Raw genomic sequence first — 23,644 nt, 5'->3', positions numbered from 1 at the left:
TATTCCAATGAATAGTCCAATTATACTTAACAATATTGATATCCGTGAAATGATCATCTTTCAGAATGTTATACAACGGTTTGGCTATGATTTCGTTGCGTAAAAATCCGCAGGATTTTCCTATTAAGAATCCAAGATAGTGAAAGTGCGAGCATTTTTTGGAATAAAAGCAGAAGCAATGCGCGTTACACGTTGTTGGCAACTGTATTTTTTATTTTCACTCGCCAAATTATAAAATTCACTAAATAAATTATTCCAGAAACTACTGCTATATAAAAGGCGAAATGCTCAAAATCTGATGTTCGTTCTCCGGTTAAATATTCATAAACATAAAAAGTTCCAGCACTATCTCCAAAATCAAATTGAAATAGAAAAATCATTGGATAAGTTAAAATTCCAATCCAAGCGATTTTTTTGTCAGACGATTGTAGTTTTTCAAAATCATTCGATAATTGGTATAAAAAAATCAAGTGAATTATTCCGAATACAAGTGCTGAAATTATTCCAAAAAGAAAAAGCCAACCAGCAACACTTAATCTTGCAAGAGTGCTTATCAATCCAAGCACAATTCCGATTACCAGTATAGTATTTTTTTCGTTTTTCATATTTTTGCCAACGGTGTCGTATAACCGTCAGTTATTGCGATTATATATTGTTGTAACACGTTTTTAGTTTTTATTATTAATCCGATTAAGAAATTCAGTCAGCTTTTCAGGATTGTCTTTGAAAGCCTCTAAAACTCCGATATTTCCTAGAACAAAACTTTGGAATATTTCATTAGGTTTTTCAGTCCGATTGTTCTTTTTCATTTTGGAATTGAACATAAAAGAGCGAATTGTTTGAATCGGTCCCCAAGGAAATCCCCACCAACCTAAAAGTGCCGATTTCATATTTGCGTTTTTATTCAATTCATCAAGGCAATCCGAACAGGCCACATTTAATTTTTTCTCATAGTTGGTTAACAACAACATACTTACAACTCTACCAACCATTGAAACATTTAGTTTACTTGTTTTAGAATTGCATTTAGGACAAGGATGATTTCTCAACATTTTACAGTATTCCTCAAATTCAGATTTGGTCAATTCCTTTGTTTGTGAGTCAACACTTTTTAGCAAGCTCTCATTCAGATTTCGTTTTTTGATTTCCGATTTAAGGATTTCCAATACTTCTGGTCTTAAAGAGCCAGCTTCTTCGGAAGCAATTTTTTCGATTTTATAATCGTCAAAATTTCTATAATTTTCTCTAATGTCGTTTAAGTCCATTTAGTTTGTTCAAATGTGTGGTAACGGTTTAACTATGGTTTCGTAACGTAAAAATCCGCAGCATTGAATTATACACGGTCGTGTAGCATGTTTTTACTGTTATCTTTATATTTTCTCATTAATTTTATTAAGTCTTTCGTCTTAATAGTATAGCTTGAGGTAATTGATTTCCAATTATGATTTCCAAATTCATCTTTGTGGTCGAAGTAGATACTTTCGTTCCAGCGAAAATTTCTAACTTCAAAATTGGAGACATCTTTCCATTTAAAACCTTTTGTTGTCAGGAGGGATCTCTGTTCAAACCCTTCATTGTTTATTTTCAGGTAATTAAAGTTTGCTATTAGTTGAATTAAAAACAAAAATGAACCTGTTCCAAAAAAGACTATACTGATTAAACTTTTCACGTTAGATTCTTTATGTATAGAAAACCCTATAGTTGTAAATGTGGTAAATAATAAAAAAAAGAATAAGTCTTTTATCTTATTTCTTTTAAAAACTCTGGTACCTAGATTGGTCATTCACTAATTCGATACAACGATCTCCTATAACCGTCAGTTATGGAATTAAAGTTAATGAATTTTGGTTTAGCATTTAGCAAGCAATGGATTATAGCCGTTATTGTAAACAGTTTTTTATTCTTTGTCATTTATCGATTTCAGAGTGTATTTGTCATAGGCTATAAAGTCAAATATTTTAGATTCACCTGTATTCAGCCACTTTTTATAAATCAGTTTTCCGTTCATTTAAACATACAATTCATTATCCTTTGTTTCTTTTTTGAAAACCATATTAACCTTGTCCAATTAAATAAATCAAAACCTTTCCCTTTTCGTTAAATCTTATGGTTAAGTTTCCAGTATTAATTCCATTTTTAGAGTAACCAAGATAATAGCTAAATGTCGAATCGGTTTTTGAGTTCGGTTCACCAAGTAATTCTAAAACTTTTTCTTTTGGCATTCCAATTAATTCGTGAGTCCTTTTGAGACTCTTTATCATATCCCAACGTAGAGAAGGTTCAGATTCGGTTTCTACCCAATTTTTCCACTTTTCCGAATCAAATTTTGGTTTGATTAATATTCCGCTTGAAAATAGGAACGAGCCAATAATCACAGCAGTAACAATCAGTTTAAAAATCAGTCCTTTATATTTTAAAATTGCGTTCAGTTCAGTAATTGTTTACAACGGTTTGACTATGATTTCGGAGTAGAATCGTCCGCAGGACTATTCCGCGTAAGAAATCAGTTTAAATATAGGTTTTACTTTTTGTTTTTGCACTGTTGCCACGCTGAATTATAGCTAGCGTTGTAGCTGGTTATTTTTATTCTTTTCCAAATAAATAACTCCAATTGTCCTCTACGAATTTATGATTAAACTCTTTTTCAGATTTCATATACCCTGCTTCAATCATTCTTTTTGTGGATAATTCAGTTATTTTTTCAAAAGTCAATCTATCATCGTAATAGTGGGTAAAGTAATAAAATGTCAAATCAATTTTGTCGTTAATAATCCAATTATCTGAAATGTATTCTGCTGAAAGTAAATTTACTGATCCAAGAGTGTCCTTTTTATTGTCAAGTCCTAAACTCATTAGCATAATAACAGCTTTGTCATAACTTTTATTTGTTAATATATTATTATTGAGCTGCCAGCTGAATTTGCCATTTAGGAAATAAAAATTTGGATAATTCAATGAGTCGCTTAATCTTTCATTAATAGTTTGTTGAAATTGTTCAACTAATTCTTTTTTTCCATTAAATTCATTGTTTGAAGCCCAGAAATTATATTTTTTATCAAGAGAGCTCACATTACAAGAAAAACAAATTAAGCCTATTAGAAAGATTAAAATAAATTTTGTTTTCATATGTTTTTCGTAATTGGTTTCAACGGTTTGGCAATGATGCATTGCGTGGTTAAGCAATGAATTATAAATGTTGTTACCTGCTGGCTTTTATTCGTTCATTTTAAGTAATCCACTTTTAAAGTAGATGTTCATATTGTTTCTTATCTTTTTTCTTTTCGGTTCTTTCCCCTCAATAAAAGCACCTGAAGCTGAATAAAAGTCATTGCTTTTAAATTCCACAAATCCATAAATTATTTGATTTTTGGTCGAGTCAGGAACTTCAGATAAAATAATTTTAGTTTCAGTACATGGGACTTCAAGCCTCATAATTAAACTGTCCTTTTCTTTGTAGGCATAAGTCGGAAAATCATCCGAACTCAATAAATGAAAAAGCTCTGCTTTGCTATCAGCAATTTTTATATAAAATCCGGTTCCACCAAAAAGTCCGAAAGCACCATTAATTCCGAGAGTGTCTTTATTCCATAAATAAAAAGACTTAAAGGGAAGTTTTCTTGAAAAATCTTTGCTTGAAACTATTAAACTGTCATTTTCATAACTCTCAACAGATAAACTATTAGAATATATTTGCATTAAATCTGCAAACTTCTCAAATTTAGATTGGTCAGAAATGTATTTATCAACCTCATTTTTAATGTTAGGGTCAATAATCAATCCATTAATTTCTTTTTTAGTTTGTCCATTTGGACAGGACGTTAAAAAAAGAGCGAAAATTATTATTAAGTACTTCATTTTATCAGCTTGCGGGTAACGGTTTATGTATAGTTTCGTTGCGTGAAAATCCGCTAGGATTTTCCGTGAGGAAAATCGGAAGCAATGAATTATAGTCCTTGTTGTAACCAGTTTTTTTAATTTGGTTTTTCATTTTCCAGTAGCGATGAGTAAATGTTCATAAGTCTTTTTTCATAAATTTCAAAAGATGACTTTGTTATCAAAGCTCCAATAATTGGAAAAGTCAGCATTAAAATCAGTTCAAGACTCAAAATATTTGCTCCATTGATTAATTTGTAAATGGCAATTCCCCAAAGTCCGACAAACGTTGCTATCAAAAACAAGTTAGTCAACAAATCAAATTCGTTTTTAATTTCAACGATTGTTTTTCTGTCTGCTTTTTCTTTTAAATTTATGTCAGATACAATGTTATAACCTCTTCCGTGAGTGTTTTTCATATATCCGTATAATTTTATCTCACTTAATTCTGTTACTGATAATTTTTCAGTTGATGATTTTAAATTATTCCGAACAATCTCAATTGGTTTGTCTGTTACAAGATTGTGTTTTTTTACAAAAATCATTTTTTAGGGTTCGGATTTCTTAAATTGGTTACAACGGTTTGTGTATAGTTTCGTAATGTGAAATCCGCTGAGATTTCGAGGTTAAAAAACTAAGATAATAAAGTTGCAAGGATTTTCCGCGAGGAAAATCGGAAGCAATGAATTCTACACGTTGTTACCTTGCGTTATTCTTTATCCATTCTAACATAATTTTTCAGTAGGAATTTTGGTCAGTCAGATTAAGAGGTTTTATTTGTCATCCGATTTGTTTTTCGTACCGAAACCAAAAAAAATACTGGATATTCCAGCAATCACAAATGCAGACAAAATCCAATTCGATTTTATATCCAAGTCAAAACTTGATGCAATGAAAATCCAAAACAGAGAGAGTGTTATTGTTAATATTATTTTTGTCAGTAGCGGTAATTTTCTGGCTTTTTCTAACATATCTTTTTTATTCCTTTTTGTTTTCAATAATATTAAATTCTTTATAGAAATTTTCAAAATCGGAAAGATTTTTGTCAAAAGTATCAAGTGTACAAACTAACTGGATTCTATAGCAGATTCCATTTTTGTAAATAAAGTACTTTTTAGATTTATGGTCAAAACTTGGTATTTTTGAGGTAGTCATAACTCCTCTTATATATTCGGAATCCTCTTGTGAAATATCCGTTTTAAATAGAAATGGTTGCCATTTTTGTTTTTCTTGATTTATAAGTTCTTCTATATTTTTAATATCACTGTTTTTATAAGCGTAGATTTCGATAGAATTCTGAACTTCATATTCTTTTGATTCAGAAATAACTTTAGGAAGCGCCCATTCCACAATAGAAAAGTTCTGAATAGTATCATTTTTTATTTCTCCAACTATATTCCAATCTGTTGGTATTTTTGCTTGATATGAATACGTCGTATTTTTATAAGTCGATTGAGCACAGGACTGAAAACTTACGGTTAAAGCTATAATAAAAATCAAAAGTAATTTGTGCATTGACATTATGAGTCTAAATTGTTGCCTACGGTTTGTATATGATTCTGTTACGGAGAAATTAGGCAGAATTTCGGAGGAGGAATTGAGCCAAGTTAAAGTTATAGTTTTTTGGTTTAGCATTTAGCGAGCAATGGATTATAGCCAGTGTTAGGCACTGGCTTTTATTTTTTTCTTTAGTCGATTTGTTTCATTAGGTCAAAAGCCTTGTCAAATTCCGCTTTTCTTTCCTCATTTACATTCCCATATATCAAAGAAAATCCGTTATAATTTTGTTCTCTTGCAAATTCGTTTTCCTTTACGATTTTTTGCTTTTTTAGTTCAGCATTTCCACCACACATTACAGTCAAATAACTTTTGTCAGGATAAATGTAGGTTTGTAGAAAACCTTCCTCATATTCATATCTGTCTGGTGTTTGCCAATCTTTTGGTAAGATCAATTCGATTGTTTTTCCTTTACAATTGGTAACAACAGTTTTATCGAGTAATATTTCAGATGATTTATTTTTTTTACAACTAGAAATAGCAATCAAAAAAAATATAAATAGATATAAATGTCGATTCATTTTTTTAATTCAGCTTGTACTCAACGGTTTTGGCTATGGTTTCGTTGCGTGAAAATCCGCGAGGATTTTCCACCGTAAACCGAAGATAGCAAAATTGCGAGGACTTTCCGAGAGGAAAGAAAGAAGGAATGAATTATACACGGTGTTGTAGCAAGTTATTTTTTAATTTTATCAAAATCGGATATTCTTTTCCCATAATATCAGTCCAACCAGCAACTAAAATCCAATTATCATGAATACTTAAATTTATTTTGACATCATTATGTTCCATAAAATATAGAGCGCATTCAATATCTGTTCCGTTTTCTTGGTTGATTATAATTTGTCTTTTTCTTCCTAAATCAACACTTCTTGCATAAAACTCTGGTGAGTAAAGTCCGAAATTAAACTCAAAATCATCATTTTCACAAAGTTTATCAAAAACATTATCGTTTGCTTTAATGGTCAAATCGATTATTTTATTTCCGTCGATTTTGACAATAGAATTCCCGTGGTCAATTGAAAAATCATAATCTCCAATTGTAAATTCCTCTTTTATTTCTGTCGGTTTCTTTTTAAACAGATTTATCATTTTCAAATTACTGGCAACGTGATTGAGTATGGTTTAACTTCATTCAGTTCACTGTGCTCGTGTCGTTGCGAGAAAATTCTAAAGGGACTATAGCTGGTGTTGTGCATTGATACAAATTCTATTTTTTTCTTCGTTTATCTTCCACAAACCAAGCTGGGTTTTGCTTTTCGGCAAATTTAGTAATCAGTTCAAAGTCTTTTAACAGAAAACCACCTTTATTACCGTCTGGAAAATGAATAGAAAAAACTCCGCTCTCTATATGTTCAATTGAGTATTCCCTATCCTTTAGTTTTATATATCCACCTAGCCCTTGGTGAACTGCTGTTATTTTTTCTTTTTTTAAAATCATAACCTCAAAACGGCTTTGTATTTGTGCTCAACGGTTTGTGTAAGGATAGTTGCGTGTGCGAGCAACTAACTTATTAAAAATGGAACGAACCAGAGGAAAATCCGCAGGATTTTCCGAGTAGGCAAGAACCAAGCAATTATTTTTACACGGTGTTGGCAAATCGTTTTTATTTCCAGAACTGCCACCATTTTTTTTCAGTCATGGAATTTTCATTTTCAAAAGGATTTCCAAATGGGTCTTTCAAATATTCTTCATCATATTTTTCACCTTCTTCTCCAACGACTATTGCGTTTAGATTTTGCGCAATCGAAATCATTTTTTTAATAATCCAGGTTTCGGGATTTTTAACAGTTATTTCCCCATATTTCTCCGAAAAAGTAAAAGGAACCTCTCCTTTATCAGAAATCCAAAGTCCACCGTTTGGTGTTGGTACGGTTAGAACTTCATTATTTCCTAAATCAGCTGAAAATTCCTCAATTCGGTTAAATTCAGAGTCAGATTCCATATAGGCTATCCACTCTTCTTTGCTAATTTTATTATTTTCTTCTCTCTGAATGTTTAATTCGTATCCCATTTTTCAAATGTTTGCCAACGGTTTGTGAAAGCGTCAGTAACGGGAAAGTGCGCGAGTACTTTCCCGTGACGCACCTAATTTAGCAAAACGAGTTGAATTTCCGATGAGGAAATTCAACCGTTATTGCGTTTACACGGTGTTGTACCGCGTTATTTTTTGTCAAATTCATTTATCAGATTATGTAATTTGTCGTTTTCAGAAACTCTTTCAATCCATTTTCTGGCTGAAATTCCGTGATTATTTAGTTTATCCAATTCAGCTCCACGATTCAAGAGCTCTTTAATAATCTCAAATCTTAATTGGTTGACTTCTTTTTGTTCTTCTCGCCAAGTCAGTCCGTATTCTCGAATTGCTGTAAATATTGGACTATTTCCATGTTTTTCCTCAACAATATTTACATTTGGATTCCCTTTTCTTAATAATAGTAAGGATGTTTTCGAAAGATTATGATAGGCAAGAGAGATATGTAAAGCATTAAATCCATTATCATTTTTCCAATTCACATCTGCTTTTTGGTCAATTAGATAATCAATTAATTCCAATTGTTCATTTGAGTCTTGAAATTCGGATGAGCAATTGACTGCATTAATTAGAATTGAGTTCGAGTTGGATGAATCCAAATAATCGTTTATTCCTATTTTTTCTCTTTGAATTAATTCAATCACTTTTTGTTTGTTCGGTTCGTAAAGTGCTCTAAAAAGTTTAATTCCAAAATCCTTTTCAGATTTATTTGAAGAAAACAAACTTTTGAATAAACTCATAGATTATTGATTGGTTTTAATACAGTACAACGGTTTGTGTATAGTTTCGTTGCGTGAAAATCCGTAGGATTTTCGGGTTAAGAAACTAAGATAGTAAAGTTGCGAGGACTTTCCGAGAGGAAAGTCAGAAGCAATGAATTATACACGGTGTTGTATGTAGTTATTTTATTTTTCCGATTGTTTTTATTCGAGTTTTAAAACTAATTAATCCCTTAATATTCTCATCTTGTCTTTTTATTAAATCATAGTCTGGATTTTTTTTAGGGTTATTGTCAATAACAATTTCCCAGAACAATAATTTTTCAAAACAATATTCTGAAAGAGGATTATGCAATTCTTTGTCTTTATCACTTAAAATGGCTCTCAATTCTTTAGGTAGTCTTTCATAATGTTTTTCGAAAAAAGTGTACTGTTTGTCATTATAAGTAACAATGACGTGTTCTATTTCTTTATATTCTAAATCTTTTGGAATTGTAATTTCAGAGGTCAACTTATTTAAAACTTCTATTTGTTGATATTTTTCATTTGTGGTAACTAATTCTAAATTCAAATCAGTTTTACTAATATTTGATATTGTGTCGTTATCAATTATTAGTCTTAATTTTAAAGGTTCATAAGTAGCCTTTATTTCCTTTATTATGAATGGAATATCATGTGCGACATATTCGCTATGTTCTTTTGTAATGTTTTCTACAATTTTCGCAAAATTAGTTTCAACAAGAACTTTGTTGAAATCTGGTTCTGATCTAATTAGATTGATGAATTTCTCTAATCTATCCACTTCATAATATGAATAAATTGATAAAGTTCTGTCTTTTGCTTCTTGAATATAGAACCTAAAGTTTTTGTTAATAGATTCAGTAAATTCATTTACGATTAAACTATCTTTTATATCTAAATCTGATTCGATCAAAATTAATTCTGTTGATTCAAGTACCTTATTTTTGTATTTATCATAATATTCAGTAATTATTTTGTCCGAATCCAGAGCATTTAGAAATTCTTTTGCTTTTTCAGAATTTTCTTGAGCATTTAAAATGATTGTAAAAAATAGTAGAATGAATGTAGTTATTCTCATGTTTCTCATAATTACATACAACGGTTTGTGTAAGGGTAGTTGCGTGTGCAAGCAACTAACTTACTAAAAAGGAACGAACCAGAGGAAAATCCGCAGGATTTTCCGAGTAGGCTAGAACCAAGCAATTATTTTTAACCGGTGTTGGCACAAGTTATTTATTCATTAGTTGTCGATTTATTTCCCAGTTTACTTCCGCATCAGATAATTCATAATTGCTAGGGTCATCTTTTCCGCCAAGCCATAAAGGTATTTTATAAGCCACAACTTCGTTGAATTTTAATTCAATGTTTTTTGAGTTCCAGTTTTTAAATCCGTCTATGTCTAATGTTTCGTTTGCATATTCAATCAGGTCAACATTGAAAAATTCCGAAATATGTTGTTCCAGCATAAAATCTTCTCCAGTTGCAATATCGAATAAGTATGTAAAGTCCTTATTAATATCTTTTGCGTATTGTCTCCCAACCCAATCAAATCCGAAAACTATAATTCGGTTAGTGTATTTTGGAAAGGTTTCGCATATTATTTCAGTCCATTTTTTTGAGGTCTCGAAATTGTGAATCCTTAAAATTCCCTTTTCAAAGGAAAATCCACCATATTGGTCAAATAATTCATTCAATTCGTTAATCGGTGTGGTCAATTCAACTGATTTTTGATTAATCAGTTTCTTTTGATTTTTGTACTTATTTTTGAATTGTTCGAGGTTCATTTTTAATTTATGCCAATGGTCCGTATAACGGTCAGTTATCGGATTAAATATACTTTAATTTTGGTTTAGAACTGGCGTTAGCAATTCCGAGTGGATTCGGACGTAGTCGAATCCTCCGACACGAGCAAAGCGACTGGCGAAGCAAATGCGGTTATACATTGTTGGCACCAGTTTTTTATTGTCCAATATCTTTAATTCCATCTAGCCATTTTATTCTTATGTTGGTCATTTTTTTAAATTCAGCCATTTCTTTTTCATTCATATAGCCAATTACTCCATCTTGTCCCAAGCCATAGGAAGTAAATTTATATGAGTTATTTAGTACTAAATTTAATTCTTGGACTTTGTCAAATAGAGCTCCATCAACCCAGTCATCCGCAACTCTTAAATTCCATTTATAATTTTTCCCTCTAAAGTCGAAAGAAACCCACGCTTTTTCGTTTTCAATGTCCACGAAGTCCTTGATGTGTTCGAAATTCAATTGATTCTTTGTAATTCTTTTTAAGTTTTCTAATATATCAACATAAGAACCGTTATCCTCAATGCATTCAGCATCGAAGTGCCAACAATCATTTGTTATAGGTGTCCAAGGTTCTCTTTCTATTGTAGAACCTAAAGTGACATACATAAGAATCCAAGTGTCTTCTTCAAAATCAGATTTGTCATATGATTCAAGTAAAGTTTCTTTAGTGATTCCATCGTTTAGTTTGAAACCTAATTCTTTATACGTTTTTAATTGTTCCTCAAAACTGACTTTTGGTATTTTCTTTATGTTTTCCTTTAAGAATTTGTAGGTTTTAAATCCAGTAAGAATTAAAAAAACACTTATTACTATAATTATCGATTTTATCATTTTTCAAATTGTTGCCAACGGTTTTGCTATGATTCCGTAGCGGAGAAAAATCAGAGATTTTTCGGAGTAGGAATCGAGCCAAGTTAAATATACAGTTTTTTGGTTTAGCATTTAGCGAGCAATGGATTATAGCCGTTGTTGTAGCACGTTTTTTTTATTAGAAATACTGACTAATCAAAACAACTCCCTTTTCCTTGAAAATTGAAAAGATTTGCTCGTGTGTTGTATCGTATCGGTTTGTGTTAATTTCTATTTTTTTTTCGTTTGTCTCAAATTGATAATAATCACCTTCTTTTTCAGTATAGAATTTGATATTCCGTAAATCATTCCATTTTATATTAAATTGTTTTCCATACCTATAAGTAAATTCTATAACTTCAGACTTAAATTCAACCGAGCTGATTTCCCTCAAAGATTTTATTACAATTAATATTATAACTAGGGCAATAAATATTGCATTTATTCCAATTACTGTTTCAATTTTTAATCCGAAAGAGAATTTTAAAGTTAGAATTGAAATAAACTCAATTACCAAGATTGGTACAGTTATAATACCGAATATGAGGAATTTCGCAATTAAGCTATTAATAAGTCCTTTTGGATATAAGTAAATTCTCTCGGTCATTCTCAAATGTGCTACAACGGTCCGTATAACGGTCAGTTATCGGATTAAATATACTTTAATTTTGGTTTAGAACTGGCGTTAGCAATTCCGAGTGGATTCGGACGTAGTCGAATCCGCCGACACGAGCAAAGCGACTGGCGAAGCAAATGCGGTTATACATTGTTGTACCCAGTTTTTTATTCGGTTTATTCATCAGTGTTTTCTGCGTAATCTTTGTCCGTATCCAGTTTTTAAAAATTCCGATGCTTTTTCGATATAGCTTTGTTCGATATCTTGATTTTCTTTCAGCACGTGATGAATCATTTCTTCAGCTCCAGTATTTAAATCCGTCAGATTTATTTCAAATCCGTAGTCCACAGGATGATATGCGTTTGATATAGTTATTCTCAAATTTTTGTCAGAATTATTAAATTCAAATTTGTCTGCTATTACAGTTCCGTTTGATTGTTCCGAGAATGTATAATTCGGCTTGTCAAAATAAAATTCCGATATCAGAAATTCAAAATGTAACCTTGTTTTATTGACAAAATTTTTTCGTTTGGTATCGTAAATTTCTTTAGACGTGGTCATTTTCTCAAATTGGGTACAACGTGTTCGTGTATGGTGTGTTGCGGGATTTCAGCCGAACGCTTTTGCGTTAGGATGAGCCAGCTAGACTGGCGAAAATTCCGCGTTGGAAAACAAAAGCGTGAGGTTGTACTAACGAAATGTTTCCTGAAATAAATATAGTTAATTAAAGTGAGAATTTTTCTGCTGGAAAAATTCGAAGCAATGCACTATACACGTTGTTGGCAAATCGTTTTAGTTATTCAAAATATTTTCAATTTCTTCAATGTCATCATCAGCATATTTGATATGGCAAGAGTTTCCACCACAATAAATGTATGGTGAATCCTGAAACTCTCCAGCTTTTGCAAAAATCAGATACTCCTTGTCCAGCATCAGCAAAGGTGAAATTGTGCTAAATATTTGAGAATAAATTTTTATAAACTCACTTTCCTTTCCTTTGTAAACTTTTTTTGTTTTGAGGATATACCAATATTGATAAGTTGGTTCTATATACAATGGGATCAATTTATTATTTTCATCCAATTCGTAATCTTGAGGTTCCAATTGTTCAGTTCTAATAATTTTAGTCACCTTTCCAGTAAAAACATATTCTGATTCATCAAAAGCCTCTTTAGTAGTCAAAAATCTAGTTAGTCCTGGATATTCGATGCATAATCTATTGGAATGAATACTATCAATTAATTTTCTTTTTAAAGGGTTATAATCATCTTCTTGAGAAAAGATGATACATGGCACAAAAAACAAAATATATGGTAAGAGTTTCATTTAAAATGTTTGCCAACGGTCTCGTATAACCGTAAGTTACGGGTTGATATGCGTTAATTTTTTGTTTGGCACTGACTTTAGCAATTCCGAGTGGATTCGGACGTAGTCGAATCCGCCGTAATTGCGGTTATACATTGTTGGCAATAGTTTTTTTAAGTCGGAAATCTCATTAAACATTCTTTTAGTCTATTAGTCAGGTTATCGTTTTTTAAGCATTCCAATGGTGTTAAATTATCTAATTCAGATACTTTTGAATTTATCCAACTTATACTGTTTCCTTGTAAGTGATAATAAATTACTTGAGCAAAATCAATTCTATTCTCTAAATACTCAAGTAATCTTTTTTGAAAGTCAGATTCGGTCCAATATTCAGAAAAGCAATTTGAATATTTTATCCAATTTTTATCTCCTTTGTAGTATTGTTCCAGTTTTATATCATTCACAAGATTATTATCTAATATTTCCCTCTTTTTTTAAACTCCGTTATAGAAAAAGCTATAAATCAAATAGAGTATAAAAATCTGAATTAAAATCAGAAACACCCATTTTTTGAAGTTTAGTTTTTTCATAAATTATTGCCAACGGTTTGGCTATGATTCCGTTGCGGAGAAAAATCGGAGATTTTTCGGAGTAGGAATTGAGCCAAGTTAAAGGTAACAAATTTTGGTTTAGCATTTGGCAAGCAATGGATTATAGCCGTTGTTGGCAACAGTATCTTATTTTATTATCCATTTTTTCTTTTTAGGATTATCGATTAAATAGGTTAGTTTTTCAATTGACATTGATGTACAGACTTCATCTGATACTAATTTCAATTCCAGAGTAATTGTGTCAGAACTAATAGTAATGTCCTCTTCATATTCTCCTCAAGTATTGGTAAACTGCCAAGATTTTACAATTAGAATATCATCTACTTGTTTTACATCTATTTTTTTACTTTCAGCAAGAGGTTCGGCTGCTTCGTAGTTTTCATCGCCTAATTCTCCTATCCATTCGGACTTAAATCCGATTAGTTTTTTATTCTTCTTTTGCTCAACTTTTTTTTCGCAAGCAATGAAAATAAATCCAAGTCCTATTAATATCAAAATCTGTTTTACACTGAACAATTTATTTCTAAATTTATTATTACTGTCTTGGGTTTTCATATTGTTGCCAACGGTTTGGCTATGATTTCGGCGTGGAATCGTCCGCAGGACTATTCCGCAGAGAAATCAGCTTAAATATAGGTTTTACTTTCGGTTTATGCACTATCGCCACGCTGGATTATAGCCGTTGTTGTAGCCAGTTTTTATATTTTAATTATTATTAATTTGCCTTCGCAAGTCATGCCCCAGTCTTTAGCTTCTTTGTCCATATTCCAGTACCAATAATTCGAGTTTTTGTCAAATCCGTGTCCAATCATTACCGAGTCCATTGCCAAGTTTAAGGTTGTAAAGGCAATCATAAGTGCGATTAAAACTTTATAGCCAATTTTGATTATTTTTTGCTTTATAATTCGCTGGATTGCTTTGTCGATAAAATATAAAACGAAGCTCCAAGTCAGGATGTTTAAAATTAGTCCCGAAATACTGTAGAAATATTCCATTGAACTTCCCAAAGATTCTTTTTTAAACACAAAAGGACTTCCAAAAAACGTTGGGAACATTTCTTGCCCATCACAATTATACTCAATTCCAATTGCCATAGACAATACAAGTCCGATGGCGATAAATGGAATGATGGCGTATTTCATTTTTTTAATTGGCTACAACGGCTCGTATAACCGTCAGTTACGGGTTAATATGCGTTAATTTTCGGTTTGGCACTGACGTTAGCAATTCCGAGTGGATTCGGACGTAGTCGAATCCGCCGTAATTGCGGTTATACATTGTTAGCACCAGTATTTTTTTTCGTTTTCATTCGATAGATTAAATATAAAAATACAACCAAAATTATCGTAAACTTAAAAATCAGTCCCAATAAGTTCTCTCCGTTTATAAAGTAGTCCGATGATGTTGTTAATAAAGTTAAGGTCTGTGAATAAATCACTATTCCGATACAGACCAATGAAAATATTAACTGATTTTTAAAATTCGCTCCAATAACTATTGCAAAGCAAACTAGAAATAAAGTCAGAAAACTATTTAAATATCGAACGTTTTTTGTCCAATTAGATTTTCTCAATTGCTTTGTCAACAACGTATTCTTTCTTATTTCGTTTTTTAATTGAAATAAATCTCTGCGATTAAATTCTTTTGTCAACTCGTTTTTTGAGATTCCATATTCGTTAAGTTCCGTTTTAGAAAAATCACTTTGAATTATGCTATCAGGAATTTTTTTAAACAAGTCAGAGATAATTTTCTTTTGAGACTTATTTTCAGTTTCTAAAGAGTCAGAATATTGGTTTATAAGTCCAATACTCATCATATCAACATTTGTTTTTTTGTATTCGGTAGCTTTTTCAATTCTTTCTTGTGACGTAAATGGTTCTTTTCTTGCGTTTTCATATCTATCCAAGAATGATGTCATTCGCAGTTTTGGCACCACACTATTAGATAGTAAGAATATTAGTCCGCCAAAGATTAGGGATGCGATAAGTCCGAATTGGAAAAATTTTGAGACAGGAATTTTCTCTTTTATGAATTCCGCTGTAACCAGGATTAAGGCAATGAAAACCCCAAAATTAATTACTGCGGGTATTTGACTAAAACTAAAAAGTATTCCATACGTTAGGTCAAATCCAAATTCGCTAAAATACAAGCTGATGGTTTCGACAACTAAAAACAAGTAGTAAACTAAACCGCTTTTTATAAAATACGATATGAATTTTCGTAGGATTTTTGTCATATTGGTGCTAACGGATTGGCTATGGTTTCGTTGCGTGAAAATCCGTGGGGATTTTCCGCCGTAAACCGAAGATAGCAAATTTGCGAAGACTTTCCGCGAGGAAAGTCAGAAGCAATGAACTATACACGTTGTTGTAGTGCGTTTTTATTTTATCAGTCGTTTAAGGTTTTCGGAATATTTTTTAGGGTCAATAAAATCAACTATTTGTACATAAATCGGACTAATCCATTTTTTCTTTTTATTGCTCAAAACAACAATCATATTGAAAGTTTTATTGTAATCCACTTTGTCAATATCAGTCCAATAAATTTCTTTTTTTGTCCCAATTTCGTTTTTAATAATCATTGATTTATCTCCGATTATAATTCTATACTTGTAATAATGTAAGGTCAGATAAAGTCCGATTGAGAAAAATCCAATTAACATTAAAAGGACACTCAAAAGTCCGCCGTTTTCATATTCCTCAAGCACAAAAAACAAAACATAGACTAAAACCAAAGAAATTGCAAAACAAAAAAGTCCGAAGAAGAGAATCAATTTTCCAGGTTTTAAATCCATTCAGATAGGGTTTTTTAAATGCACTACAACGGTCTCGGCAATGAGTAGTTGCGTTGGTTAGCACTTAATTTTGCAAGTACGCACCAAACTGAAAATCCGCAAGGATTTTCAGAAGTAGGCGAGAACAAGCAATTACTTATAGCCATTGTTAGCTTTAGTTATTTGTTCGAATATAATATTGTTTCCAAAAGCAAGAGTTATGAAATCCGTTTTCTTAAAATGCTTTTTCAATTCCTTTTTCCTTATCCTGAATTTCTTATTTCTTTGCCGAATCTTATATTTTGATATGATTTCTTCATCATATTTTCCATTTGGGTTTTCCAGTCCAATAGCAAATTCACTAAACACTTTTTTAAAATCTTTATCAGCGATGTTAATTATTATATTGGATTTATTTTTTTTATGGAATTCAAAATCAAATTTTTTTTCGCTTTTATCATTGTGCCCAACAGTAAGGCTCAAAGATTTGTATTCGGAATATTCTTTTTCGAAATTCCAAAATTGTATTTTATCCAATTCAAAATTCAGAGTATCGTTCTTAAAAATAAATAGTAAGGAAACTATATCATTATTTTCCAGTACAAGATTGTCATAAAGCAATTTATTCGAATCGTTAAATTTTAGAAAATCATCTTCGGTTTTTATCCAGAAATCAAAATCTGAACTTTTTAAAGTGTCATTTTCACTCAATACGATTAGCTCCGAATTTTGAGAAAATCCAAGAATAGAATTCAGAGATAAGATTAAGATGAAAATGTTCTTCATAAGTAAAGCTAACGCCCTGCTAAACGCAGTTCGGGTATGATAACGAAGATACGATAAAATGGATAACGATGCCATGATAGAGTTCTGATAATGATCATGGCATCGGTTGCCAATTAGATAATGTAATTATCGTTAATTGCCATTTTATTGTATTGGGAGTTAGATTACCCGTACCAAATTGCTTTTAGCACTTGTTATGTCATGTTAAGCACTTGAGTGCGTCAGCTGGAGCTGTACTATGCTGATAAGTAAAGGCACAATTTGGTTTAGCAGGGCGTTAGGTCACAATTACTTGTGGGGTGGGAGTGCGTAGCACGTAGCAACACAAGTCAGCTTCAGCTGATTGTGACCTAACGTACTCGGCTATGCGCAGTGGCGGATTAAGACCACAAACTTTTCAGCTTTGACCACAAGTTTGATTTAGGTTCTGTTTTATCATTTTGCACATCAGCCGCCATTGTCGTATGGCCATTGTTAGCTGCTGTTTTTTCTTTTTCAATTTCGGGCATTTCCCCTTTAAATAAACACCAAGTATAGTCAGGACTATTTGTCGGATTCTTTCTTGAACCTTGGTGAGGAAATACGTCTTTAATATTTTCAGATTTCAGTCCATTTGGGATTGGTGGGAAGTCAACGGCATTTCCTGTTACTACGTCAATGGTCTTTCCGTTATCAAATTTCATTTTATAAAGACAATATCCCATTCCGGATTCTCCTGCTTCATAGAGTTTATTAGCCAAGTCAACTGGCATTCGAAAAGGACTTTCTTTTATATCTTCTACATCTTCGATAAGAATATATCTTTTTCCACTGTCTTGGTCAGGCATTACGCCCCAAGTTTTCATATATGTTTCAGATTCCGACATGTAAACTCGGTCAAGTATTTCTCCGTTTTTCAGTTTTACTTGACAAGGTCGATATTCCATTGTCCAGTCGTTAGAAGGTTTAACTTCTAATAATTGGTTTTTTAGTTTGTCCGAAATTTCTTTTATGTCCATTTCTCAAATTGCAGCTAACGGCTCGGCTATGAGTAGTTGCGTGGTTTAGCACTCGACTTTGCAAGTACACACCAAACTGAAAATCCGCGAGGATTTTCAGAAGAAGGCGAGAACAAGCAATTACTTATAGCCATTGTTGGTAATAGTTATTTTTTAATCATTTTTTTTGTAACAGTTACTGATTGATATGATGCTTTTAAAAAATAAACACCAGATGGTAAATCAGCTGTAGGAATACTGTAATTAGGGCATATGAATTTATTAATTAATCTCCCATTCAAATCATAAATCTCGACTAATTCAATTTCAGTGTTTAGATTTATTTGAACATTATCATTGAATGGATTTGGATAGAAAATAGATTCATCGTTTAATAAACTGAATTCATCAATCGATAGACTACATTCAACATTAGGTAATTGAATACTATTGCATAAAGAAGCAAAATGCTCCGATGTAGATGCCATTCCATTTATTTGAACATTTTGAGGTAGTATGCTAATATCTATATTCAATAGATTGATAGAGTTAGATTCTATATCTAATTCATAAAAATTATTTGCATAATCTGAAGCCACAATTATTTCATTTCCGCAATTAGTGTAGACATTTGATATCCCCCAAATTAGATTGTCATTTAAAGGTTCATCTTTACATAAAATTGTTGAAATATTACCATTGGATAAATTATATGCTTTAATATTCCCCCCATCTGTACTTTGAAATATTAAATTGCCTTTATAAAAAGTAATATCACCGGGTGAGGAACTTCCAAGATTATCAATGAAAGTACTTTGATGTGAGTTAATATTAAATTTCCAAAGTTCATTATTGGATCCTAAAACAAATAATTCATCATTATTATTGCAAACCATTGAAAAACTATCTGTTGGAACAGGAACAGTACCAATTACATTATTAGTTCCATTAACTATGTCAATTTCGATTATTTCTGGATTAGGAAGAAAACCATTTTTTAGACCATAAATTGTTCCACTAGAAGAAATAGCAATATCTCCAGTAACTATTCCAGTATCAATCGTATAGACATACTCAAGGGTATTACTTGAATTAAGCAAGTATATAAAATTATTATTACCAACCACATATACATTTTGAGAAAATATCTGATTGAACGACAGAACTAAAAAAAATGATATTATAGAATATGTTGATTTCATTTAGATAATTATTACCAACGGTTTTAGCTATGGTTTCGTTGCGTGAAAATCCGCGAGGATTTTCCGCCGTAAACCGAAGATAGCAAATTTGCGAGGACTTTCTGAGAGGAAAGTCAGAAGCAATAAACTATAGCCGTTGTTGGCGTGTCGTTTTTTATAAGACATAGCTTGTCAAATTCCAAAATATGTGAAATATTATTGAAGGTATAATTGACTTCGATTTGTAAAATAATATTCCAGATATCAATCCACCAAATATTGCAATATAGGCTTGATGAAGACTAAAGTCATTAAAATCATAAAACAAGGAAACGAAGGGAATATGAATAAATGAAAATAGTAAAGATGATAGAATTATAGCTATTAGAGCTTTATAGTTTTCTAATAATCCACCAAGTATATATTTCCGAAAGAATAATTCTTCTGTGATAGGCACGACCAAAATTGATGCTATTACACTCAAAGACGTTAATCGTTCAAGAGTGAAATCGTAATCAAATACTTTACTCGATATTTCTTGATGATAAAAAATATTTAGAATTGATTGAAAGAAAACGAATCCAATTCCTAATATTAATGCTATCAGATAATATTTTGGGTCAGTTTTTTTGAACTTTAGTAAATCAGATTGTTTAATCGATTTGAATATTAATAATAGTAAAATTATCGTAGCAATCGAGTTGATAAAATGGGAAGACTTTATTAATTCCAAATATTCTATTCCATCAGGAATTAAAAGAATCCAAAATCCGATTAATTCTAATAAAAGATAATATGAAATAGTAAGTAAAATTGCTTTGTGTAACTTCATTCTTAAATGCACGCCAACGGTCTTGTGTATGGCTCGTTGCGTGCAAATTAGCGAATATTTTCGGTTAAGCCACAAGCCAGATTTTTAAATTTTACTATTTATCTTTTTTATTGGAAATCGTCAAATTTAAAAATTTGGCGACTTTCCAAATATGCCATAACTTCGATAAAGCAAATGATTAGTAATGAGCTATAAACGTTGTTGCCAGTAGTTTTTATTCAAAGTATCCTCTTGTTTTTAAAATTGTTTTTTTCATTATTTCGAAAATATCAATTGCATAATTTCCATAAACTGCTTTAGCTTTAAATCCATTAGTTTCATAATATGGTTTGGGAAATCGTCTTTGAAACCATAGAGTGTCAGTACCTTTTCCAAATTCAAACGTTACTTCTTCGTCGAACTCTATTTTAATAGGTTTCTTAATGTTTAATGAGTCAAGTTTTTTATAGTCAAAACCTTGGTAAGGGGAAGCCCATTTTCCGTCTTTTGTTTTATAAACATTATTGTATTGGTATTTTACGTGATAAAGCTCTCCACAATATTCCGCAACATAAAGTATAACATTATCATATTCAGAAAATCCTGGTTTACCATAATGGTCATATGCAACAAAATCTATGGTTTCATTCATATAGTCTCCATATAAGTTTTCTATGATTTTATATTTTGCGTCAAATTTCGAGTCCATTGAAATACGATTACAATAATATTTTCTTTTAGCGTAATCCACTTTTATTTTTTCTCCAATAAAAACGTATAATTTTGGATTTTCTTCTTCACAAGGAACATATTCCTCACAAACTTCTGGTTCTAATATGATTTTAATTTCTGTCATTGATATTAAATCTGACACTAAAAATGATTTAGAAATATGTCTCCAAGAACTGAAAGTAAGAGAGTCAGTTAGATTTGCTTTAATTTTGAATTTATTCTGTTTATTAACTGTTGTGTAATAATCTTTGTTTTCATACAGCGATTTGTAATTGTCAAAATTAAAATCCTCACTTTTAGAATATTTTCTTATGGTATCATTTAAGCTTATAGTTACTTTATTTCGTCCATTTGTTGAATCAATCGCTATTCCCTTAACGATAACTTTCTGTCCATAAGAAATGAAACTTAAAAGAAGAAGTGATAAAAAAAATAGTTTGTTCATATTTTACATTTTATTCAAATGTATATAGTGAGTTTTAAGGTATAAAGTCAAAATGAGGGAATTCTTCTTTTGATTGAGTAAACTACAAAATTCTGTGGGTTCGCTCAAATTACTGGCAACAATTGGATAAACGCAATTGCGTTTATCCCCATTATGGTTATACCTCTAAAAGTACTCAAAATTCTTACAAATAAAGAAGATTTATAAAATTGATTACTTTGAAATGATGGTCAGGAGTCAAAAAATAGTTTTCCTTAAGTACCAGTATTTCATTCAAAATTTATTAATTTCGGGACTATATGTTAAATTAACAAGTAGACAAAATCTTGAACACGATTTTGAACACGATTTCATAAAATTAACAGCTCAAACACCCAGTGTTTGTGTTAAAATAGGGGTAAAGGTCGGGCTCATAACCCGAAGGTCACAGGTTCGAGTCCTGTTCCCGCTACAAATGACAAAGTCACGTATTTAAACGGTTCGGTGTTGCCAAACCGTTTTTTTATGTTTAATTTTAACGACTTAATTGAGAGAGAATACAAAAGTGCATACGAAAGTGCATACGATTTGTCATTGAAAAAAGAATTTTCCACACCCAAAATCTACACTGCCAATAACGATTTAACCAAACGGTGGTATGTGTATTTTTCTTTTCGAAATCCCGAAACAGGTAAGCTAAAACGGCAAACTCCAATTTATGGGGAAGCCAATAAATACAAAACTAAAGAAGAACGATTAGCCGTTCTATCCATTTTACGACAAGTCTTATTAAAACTACTTCGACAAGGATTCAATCCTTATCGAGACAATGAAGAGCTTTATAATGTCAAGAATAAGACATTAGAAAATGATTCCAGAGAAAAGAAACAAAAAGATAACTTACATAGGAATCATCAAGCAATAGAGGCAAAACAAGAAAACAAGACAGAAATTGAAGAATCAAAAGGAACGACTTTGAAAGAAGCTTTTGACTTTGATATGGCATTGAAATTAAAAACACTTCAAGATAGTAGTTTGCGTTCCTATGGTAGTCATATACGGATTTTTCATGATTGGCTAAAAAAGGAAAAGAAGGGGCTAAAACATATAAAACAAATTGATAAATCGATCGTGTCAGAGTTTTTGTTGGGTATTATGGCCAAATCTTCAGCGAGAAACAGAAATAATTACCGAGCCAGCTTGAGCAGTTTTTTCTCCACGTTAGAGGATCATGAAATAATCGTAGAGAATTTCGTAAAAAAAATTAAAGTTCTTAAGACTACAGCTACCAGAAACAAAACTTATACAAAAATCCAACAACAAGAGATATTCAGTTATCTACAAAAAGAAGATCCGACACTATTACTTTTTATAAAATTTGTATCCTATAATTTTTTGAGACCTATAGAGGTGTGTCGATTGAAAATAGAGGATATAGATCGTGAAAACCGTACCTTAAGTTTTAAGGCAAAGAATAGTCCTTTAAAGACTAAAATAATTCCAGAGGTTCTGTGGAATGATTTACCAGACTTGGGAGCATTCAGTAATGACAAGTATTTATTTACACCTGATGGTTTTGGAGGGGAGTGGGAGAGTTCGGTTGACGCCAAGAGAAATTATTTTTCCAAGCGGTTTAAAAGGTTTGTGAAGGACAAATTTGATTTGGGACCAGAATTTGGTATTTACAGTTTTCGACATACTTTCATAACGAAGTTATACCGAGAGCTGCGTAAAACAAAAACTCCTCACGAGACCAAAAGTTTCTTGATGCAAATCACAGGTCATTCAACAATGTCGGCATTGGAAAAGTACTTAAGAGATATAGATGCAGAGTTACCAGAAGATTATTCTAAATTCATAAAAACAGAATGAAAGGAAGGTTAGAACAAATCATACATGAAACAACGGTAAACCTGGTTAAGGTGAGTATCTTTTATGTACCTGAATCATTTGTAGATTTATTGAAGATCCAAAAAACCGAAGTCATTATGTCGGACGTCAACAAACTGGTTTTAATAGACAAGGATGGATATACTTTAAATCCTGATCAAACTCAAGCAGGAAGGTTCATTTTGTCAAAAAAAGGGGTTTTGGATGAAAATATTTTACTCTTGTATGATTTTAAGGAAAATAACAGCAAAGGAGGGTTTGAATATGTAGTAGAAAAGTACAGTGAGCTGGTGAAGTCATTTCTTTATTTGAGTGAATGGTTAATGAATAATGTTCAGGGAGACGTTTCTAATTTAACAGGAGACCAGAAAACAGCTTTAAATTTGCAATACCAGTTTTTGTTAAAACACAAACAGGAGTTTGAAGCAAAGTTTTGCAAAATGGCACCTACGTTTTTAGTCAGTGAAACAAGCACTAAAACCGTGTTAGGGAATATCAAACCGATAGTAGCAAACCTTAACAAACGGTTTGTTAAGAAAACAACAAACCACGGTTTGAACAGACATGAGCATATTAAAAGATTAAAGGAAGTTACTAAATCAAAAGCGGAGGAATATCTGTTAGAGACCGTTTTTGGTATAAACATTAATAATAAACCTTATTAAACGTAAAACAAA

The 23,644-nt window shown here is 31.5% G+C and carries 31 protein-coding genes; 2 read left to right on the top strand and 29 right to left on the bottom strand.

Annotated elements, in window-relative coordinates; all coding sequences use genetic code 11:
- Nucleotides 1–185: 185 nt before the first annotated feature.
- The 29 genes from ACKXGU_RS05805 to ACKXGU_RS05665 form a co-directional block, all read right to left on the bottom strand.
- Nucleotides 186–605, bottom strand: a complete 420-nt coding sequence (locus ACKXGU_RS05805) for a hypothetical protein (protein ID WP_463467112.1) — start codon at nt 603–605, stop codon at nt 186–188.
- Nucleotides 606–668: 63 nt separating this feature from the next.
- Entirely contained in the window at nt 669–1,265 is a 597-nt protein-coding gene (locus ACKXGU_RS05800) for a hypothetical protein (RefSeq protein ID WP_463467111.1), read from the bottom strand.
- A 68-nt stretch (nt 1,266–1,333) separates the two neighbouring features.
- Nucleotides 1,334–1,783 (bottom strand): STM3941 family protein, encoded by a 450-nt coding sequence (locus tag ACKXGU_RS05795; protein ID WP_463467110.1) that lies wholly within the window; start codon nt 1,781–1,783, stop codon nt 1,334–1,336.
- A gap of 271 nt (nt 1,784–2,054) precedes the next feature.
- Entirely contained in the window at nt 2,055–2,375 is a 321-nt protein-coding gene (locus ACKXGU_RS05790) for a hypothetical protein (RefSeq protein ID WP_463467109.1), read from the bottom strand.
- Between the two features lie 208 nt (nt 2,376–2,583).
- Nucleotides 2,584–3,126, bottom strand: a complete 543-nt coding sequence (locus tag ACKXGU_RS05785) for a hypothetical protein (protein WP_463467108.1) — start codon at nt 3,124–3,126, stop codon at nt 2,584–2,586.
- Nucleotides 3,127–3,213: 87 nt separating this feature from the next.
- Nucleotides 3,214–3,855 carry a hypothetical protein gene (locus ACKXGU_RS05780; RefSeq protein ID WP_463467107.1) on the bottom strand — a complete coding sequence of 214 codons (642 nt, stop codon included), beginning with the start codon at nt 3,853–3,855 and terminating at the stop codon, nt 3,214–3,216.
- Between the two features lie 116 nt (nt 3,856–3,971).
- Nucleotides 3,972–4,418 (bottom strand): hypothetical protein, encoded by a 447-nt coding sequence (locus ACKXGU_RS05775; RefSeq protein WP_463467106.1) that lies wholly within the window; start codon nt 4,416–4,418, stop codon nt 3,972–3,974.
- A 228-nt stretch (nt 4,419–4,646) separates the two neighbouring features.
- On the bottom strand, nt 4,647–4,844 hold the full coding sequence (locus tag ACKXGU_RS05770; protein WP_463467105.1) for a hypothetical protein: 198 nt from the start codon (nt 4,842–4,844) through the stop codon (nt 4,647–4,649).
- Nucleotides 4,845–4,851: 7 nt separating this feature from the next.
- Entirely contained in the window at nt 4,852–5,388 is a 537-nt protein-coding gene (locus tag ACKXGU_RS05765) for a hypothetical protein (RefSeq protein WP_463467104.1), read from the bottom strand.
- Between the two features lie 173 nt (nt 5,389–5,561).
- Entirely contained in the window at nt 5,562–5,951 is a 390-nt protein-coding gene (locus ACKXGU_RS05760) for a hypothetical protein (protein WP_463467103.1), read from the bottom strand.
- A 133-nt stretch (nt 5,952–6,084) separates the two neighbouring features.
- On the bottom strand, nt 6,085–6,522 hold the full coding sequence (locus tag ACKXGU_RS05755; RefSeq protein WP_463467102.1) for a hypothetical protein: 438 nt from the start codon (nt 6,520–6,522) through the stop codon (nt 6,085–6,087).
- Nucleotides 6,523–6,640: 118 nt separating this feature from the next.
- The gene (locus ACKXGU_RS05750) at nt 6,641–6,871 is read right to left on the bottom strand and encodes a hypothetical protein (protein ID WP_463467101.1); all 231 of its coding nucleotides are present in this window, start codon (nt 6,869–6,871) and stop codon (nt 6,641–6,643) included.
- Between the two features lie 166 nt (nt 6,872–7,037).
- Entirely contained in the window at nt 7,038–7,445 is a 408-nt protein-coding gene (locus tag ACKXGU_RS05745) for a hypothetical protein (RefSeq protein WP_463467100.1), read from the bottom strand.
- Between the two features lie 149 nt (nt 7,446–7,594).
- Complete coding sequence (locus ACKXGU_RS05740) at nt 7,595–8,206, bottom strand: ankyrin repeat domain-containing protein (RefSeq protein WP_463467099.1); 612 nt, start codon at nt 8,204–8,206, stop codon at nt 7,595–7,597.
- A gap of 160 nt (nt 8,207–8,366) precedes the next feature.
- The gene (locus tag ACKXGU_RS05735) at nt 8,367–9,293 is read right to left on the bottom strand and encodes a hypothetical protein (RefSeq protein WP_463467098.1); all 927 of its coding nucleotides are present in this window, start codon (nt 9,291–9,293) and stop codon (nt 8,367–8,369) included.
- Nucleotides 9,294–9,435: 142 nt separating this feature from the next.
- Nucleotides 9,436–9,990, bottom strand: a complete 555-nt coding sequence (locus tag ACKXGU_RS05730; protein WP_463467097.1) for a T6SS immunity protein Tdi1 domain-containing protein — start codon at nt 9,988–9,990, stop codon at nt 9,436–9,438.
- Nucleotides 9,991–10,165: 175 nt separating this feature from the next.
- Nucleotides 10,166–10,843, bottom strand: a complete 678-nt coding sequence (locus ACKXGU_RS05725; RefSeq protein WP_463467096.1) for a hypothetical protein — start codon at nt 10,841–10,843, stop codon at nt 10,166–10,168.
- A gap of 157 nt (nt 10,844–11,000) precedes the next feature.
- Complete coding sequence (locus ACKXGU_RS05720) at nt 11,001–11,468, bottom strand: hypothetical protein (protein WP_463467095.1); 468 nt, start codon at nt 11,466–11,468, stop codon at nt 11,001–11,003.
- Nucleotides 11,469–11,660: 192 nt separating this feature from the next.
- Complete coding sequence (locus ACKXGU_RS05715; protein WP_463467094.1) at nt 11,661–12,038, bottom strand: hypothetical protein; 378 nt, start codon at nt 12,036–12,038, stop codon at nt 11,661–11,663.
- Between the two features lie 231 nt (nt 12,039–12,269).
- Nucleotides 12,270–12,803 (bottom strand): hypothetical protein, encoded by a 534-nt coding sequence (locus tag ACKXGU_RS05710; protein ID WP_463467093.1) that lies wholly within the window; start codon nt 12,801–12,803, stop codon nt 12,270–12,272.
- 866 nt (nt 12,804–13,669) lie between these two features.
- Nucleotides 13,670–13,948 (bottom strand): hypothetical protein, encoded by a 279-nt coding sequence (locus ACKXGU_RS05705; protein WP_463467092.1) that lies wholly within the window; start codon nt 13,946–13,948, stop codon nt 13,670–13,672.
- Between the two features lie 143 nt (nt 13,949–14,091).
- Nucleotides 14,092–14,535: a hypothetical protein gene (locus ACKXGU_RS05700; protein ID WP_463467091.1), complete on the bottom strand. Its 444-nt coding sequence runs from the start codon at nt 14,533–14,535 to the stop codon at nt 14,092–14,094.
- Nucleotides 14,536–14,663: 128 nt separating this feature from the next.
- Nucleotides 14,664–15,629 (bottom strand): hypothetical protein, encoded by a 966-nt coding sequence (locus ACKXGU_RS05695; protein ID WP_463467090.1) that lies wholly within the window; start codon nt 15,627–15,629, stop codon nt 14,664–14,666.
- Between the two features lie 144 nt (nt 15,630–15,773).
- Nucleotides 15,774–16,187, bottom strand: a complete 414-nt coding sequence (locus tag ACKXGU_RS05690; protein WP_463467089.1) for a hypothetical protein — start codon at nt 16,185–16,187, stop codon at nt 15,774–15,776.
- A gap of 132 nt (nt 16,188–16,319) precedes the next feature.
- Nucleotides 16,320–16,952 (bottom strand): hypothetical protein, encoded by a 633-nt coding sequence (locus ACKXGU_RS05685; protein ID WP_463467088.1) that lies wholly within the window; start codon nt 16,950–16,952, stop codon nt 16,320–16,322.
- Nucleotides 16,953–17,332: 380 nt separating this feature from the next.
- Nucleotides 17,333–17,950, bottom strand: coding sequence for a hypothetical protein (locus ACKXGU_RS05680; protein WP_463467087.1), 618 nt, complete (start codon nt 17,948–17,950; stop codon nt 17,333–17,335).
- Between the two features lie 146 nt (nt 17,951–18,096).
- Complete coding sequence (locus tag ACKXGU_RS05675; RefSeq protein ID WP_463467086.1) at nt 18,097–19,131, bottom strand: T9SS type A sorting domain-containing protein; 1,035 nt, start codon at nt 19,129–19,131, stop codon at nt 18,097–18,099.
- Nucleotides 19,132–19,285: 154 nt separating this feature from the next.
- Entirely contained in the window at nt 19,286–19,942 is a 657-nt protein-coding gene (locus ACKXGU_RS05670) for a lysostaphin resistance A-like protein (RefSeq protein WP_463467085.1), read from the bottom strand.
- Between the two features lie 214 nt (nt 19,943–20,156).
- Nucleotides 20,157–21,098, bottom strand: coding sequence for a hypothetical protein (locus tag ACKXGU_RS05665; protein ID WP_463467084.1), 942 nt, complete (start codon nt 21,096–21,098; stop codon nt 20,157–20,159).
- Nucleotides 21,099–21,602: 504 nt separating this feature from the next.
- On the opposite strand from ACKXGU_RS05665, the gene ACKXGU_RS05660 reads away from it, so the two are divergent.
- Together ACKXGU_RS05660 and ACKXGU_RS05655 are read left to right on the top strand one after the other, a co-directional pair.
- Complete coding sequence (locus ACKXGU_RS05660) at nt 21,603–22,949, top strand: tyrosine-type recombinase/integrase (protein ID WP_463467083.1); 1,347 nt, start codon at nt 21,603–21,605, stop codon at nt 22,947–22,949.
- Nucleotides 22,946–23,632, top strand: a complete 687-nt coding sequence (locus ACKXGU_RS05655) for a hypothetical protein (protein WP_463467082.1) — start codon at nt 22,946–22,948, stop codon at nt 23,630–23,632. Before ACKXGU_RS05660 ends, ACKXGU_RS05655 begins: the two co-directional genes overlap by 4 nt.
- Nucleotides 23,633–23,644: the final 12 nt, after the last annotated feature.

The sequence above is a fragment of the Hanstruepera sp. CR43 genome (genome assembly GCF_055227665.1).
The sequence above is the reverse complement of the archived record's forward strand: the minus strand, read 5'-3'. Positions and strand labels throughout refer to the sequence as shown.

Excerpts from the sequence above, each read along its gene's own strand:
- ACKXGU_RS05740 (WP_463467099.1), bottom strand. The coding sequence starts at position 8,206 with ATGAGTTTATTCAAAAGTTTGTTTTCTTCAAATAAATCTGAAAAGGAT.
- ACKXGU_RS05770 (WP_463467105.1), bottom strand. The coding sequence starts at position 4,844 with ATGTTAGAAAAAGCCAGAAAATTACCGCTACTGACAAAAATAATATTA.
- ACKXGU_RS05695 (WP_463467090.1), bottom strand. The coding sequence starts at position 15,629 with ATGACAAAAATCCTACGAAAATTCATATCGTATTTTATAAAAAGCGGT.
- ACKXGU_RS05760 (WP_463467103.1), bottom strand. The coding sequence starts at position 5,951 with ATGAATCGACATTTATATCTATTTATATTTTTTTTGATTGCTATTTCT.
- ACKXGU_RS05805 (WP_463467112.1), bottom strand. The coding sequence starts at position 605 with ATGAAAAACGAAAAAAATACTATACTGGTAATCGGAATTGTGCTTGGA.
- ACKXGU_RS05725 (WP_463467096.1), bottom strand. The coding sequence starts at position 10,843 with ATGATAAAATCGATAATTATAGTAATAAGTGTTTTTTTAATTCTTACT.
- ACKXGU_RS05795 (WP_463467110.1), bottom strand. The coding sequence starts at position 1,783 with ATGACCAATCTAGGTACCAGAGTTTTTAAAAGAAATAAGATAAAAGAC.
- ACKXGU_RS05660 (WP_463467083.1), top strand. The coding sequence starts at position 21,603 with ATGTTTAATTTTAACGACTTAATTGAGAGAGAATACAAAAGTGCATAC.
- ACKXGU_RS05715 (WP_463467094.1), bottom strand. The coding sequence starts at position 12,038 with ATGACCACGTCTAAAGAAATTTACGATACCAAACGAAAAAATTTTGTC.
- ACKXGU_RS05745 (WP_463467100.1), bottom strand. The coding sequence starts at position 7,445 with ATGGGATACGAATTAAACATTCAGAGAGAAGAAAATAATAAAATTAGC.
- ACKXGU_RS05670 (WP_463467085.1), bottom strand. The coding sequence starts at position 19,942 with ATGAAGTTACACAAAGCAATTTTACTTACTATTTCATATTATCTTTTA.
- ACKXGU_RS05720 (WP_463467095.1), bottom strand. The coding sequence starts at position 11,468 with ATGACCGAGAGAATTTACTTATATCCAAAAGGACTTATTAATAGCTTA.
- ACKXGU_RS05755 (WP_463467102.1), bottom strand. The coding sequence starts at position 6,522 with ATGATAAATCTGTTTAAAAAGAAACCGACAGAAATAAAAGAGGAATTT.
- ACKXGU_RS05780 (WP_463467107.1), bottom strand. The coding sequence starts at position 3,855 with ATGAAGTACTTAATAATAATTTTCGCTCTTTTTTTAACGTCCTGTCCA.
- ACKXGU_RS05665 (WP_463467084.1), bottom strand. The coding sequence starts at position 21,098 with ATGAACAAACTATTTTTTTTATCACTTCTTCTTTTAAGTTTCATTTCT.
- ACKXGU_RS05655 (WP_463467082.1), top strand. The coding sequence starts at position 22,946 with ATGAAAGGAAGGTTAGAACAAATCATACATGAAACAACGGTAAACCTG.
- ACKXGU_RS05685 (WP_463467088.1), bottom strand. The coding sequence starts at position 16,952 with ATGAAGAACATTTTCATCTTAATCTTATCTCTGAATTCTATTCTTGGA.
- ACKXGU_RS05680 (WP_463467087.1), bottom strand. The coding sequence starts at position 17,950 with ATGGACATAAAAGAAATTTCGGACAAACTAAAAAACCAATTATTAGAA.
- ACKXGU_RS05690 (WP_463467089.1), bottom strand. The coding sequence starts at position 16,187 with ATGGATTTAAAACCTGGAAAATTGATTCTCTTCTTCGGACTTTTTTGT.
- ACKXGU_RS05710 (WP_463467093.1), bottom strand. The coding sequence starts at position 12,803 with ATGAAACTCTTACCATATATTTTGTTTTTTGTGCCATGTATCATCTTT.
- ACKXGU_RS05735 (WP_463467098.1), bottom strand. The coding sequence starts at position 9,293 with ATGAGAAACATGAGAATAACTACATTCATTCTACTATTTTTTACAATC.
- ACKXGU_RS05800 (WP_463467111.1), bottom strand. The coding sequence starts at position 1,265 with ATGGACTTAAACGACATTAGAGAAAATTATAGAAATTTTGACGATTAT.
- ACKXGU_RS05765 (WP_463467104.1), bottom strand. The coding sequence starts at position 5,388 with ATGCACAAATTACTTTTGATTTTTATTATAGCTTTAACCGTAAGTTTT.
- ACKXGU_RS05675 (WP_463467086.1), bottom strand. The coding sequence starts at position 19,131 with ATGAAATCAACATATTCTATAATATCATTTTTTTTAGTTCTGTCGTTC.
- ACKXGU_RS05730 (WP_463467097.1), bottom strand. The coding sequence starts at position 9,990 with ATGAACCTCGAACAATTCAAAAATAAGTACAAAAATCAAAAGAAACTG.
- ACKXGU_RS05700 (WP_463467091.1), bottom strand. The coding sequence starts at position 14,535 with ATGAAATACGCCATCATTCCATTTATCGCCATCGGACTTGTATTGTCT.
- ACKXGU_RS05750 (WP_463467101.1), bottom strand. The coding sequence starts at position 6,871 with ATGATTTTAAAAAAAGAAAAAATAACAGCAGTTCACCAAGGGCTAGGT.
- ACKXGU_RS05775 (WP_463467106.1), bottom strand. The coding sequence starts at position 4,418 with ATGATTTTTGTAAAAAAACACAATCTTGTAACAGACAAACCAATTGAG.
- ACKXGU_RS05785 (WP_463467108.1), bottom strand. The coding sequence starts at position 3,126 with ATGAAAACAAAATTTATTTTAATCTTTCTAATAGGCTTAATTTGTTTT.
- ACKXGU_RS05705 (WP_463467092.1), bottom strand. The coding sequence starts at position 13,948 with ATGAAAACCCAAGACAGTAATAATAAATTTAGAAATAAATTGTTCAGT.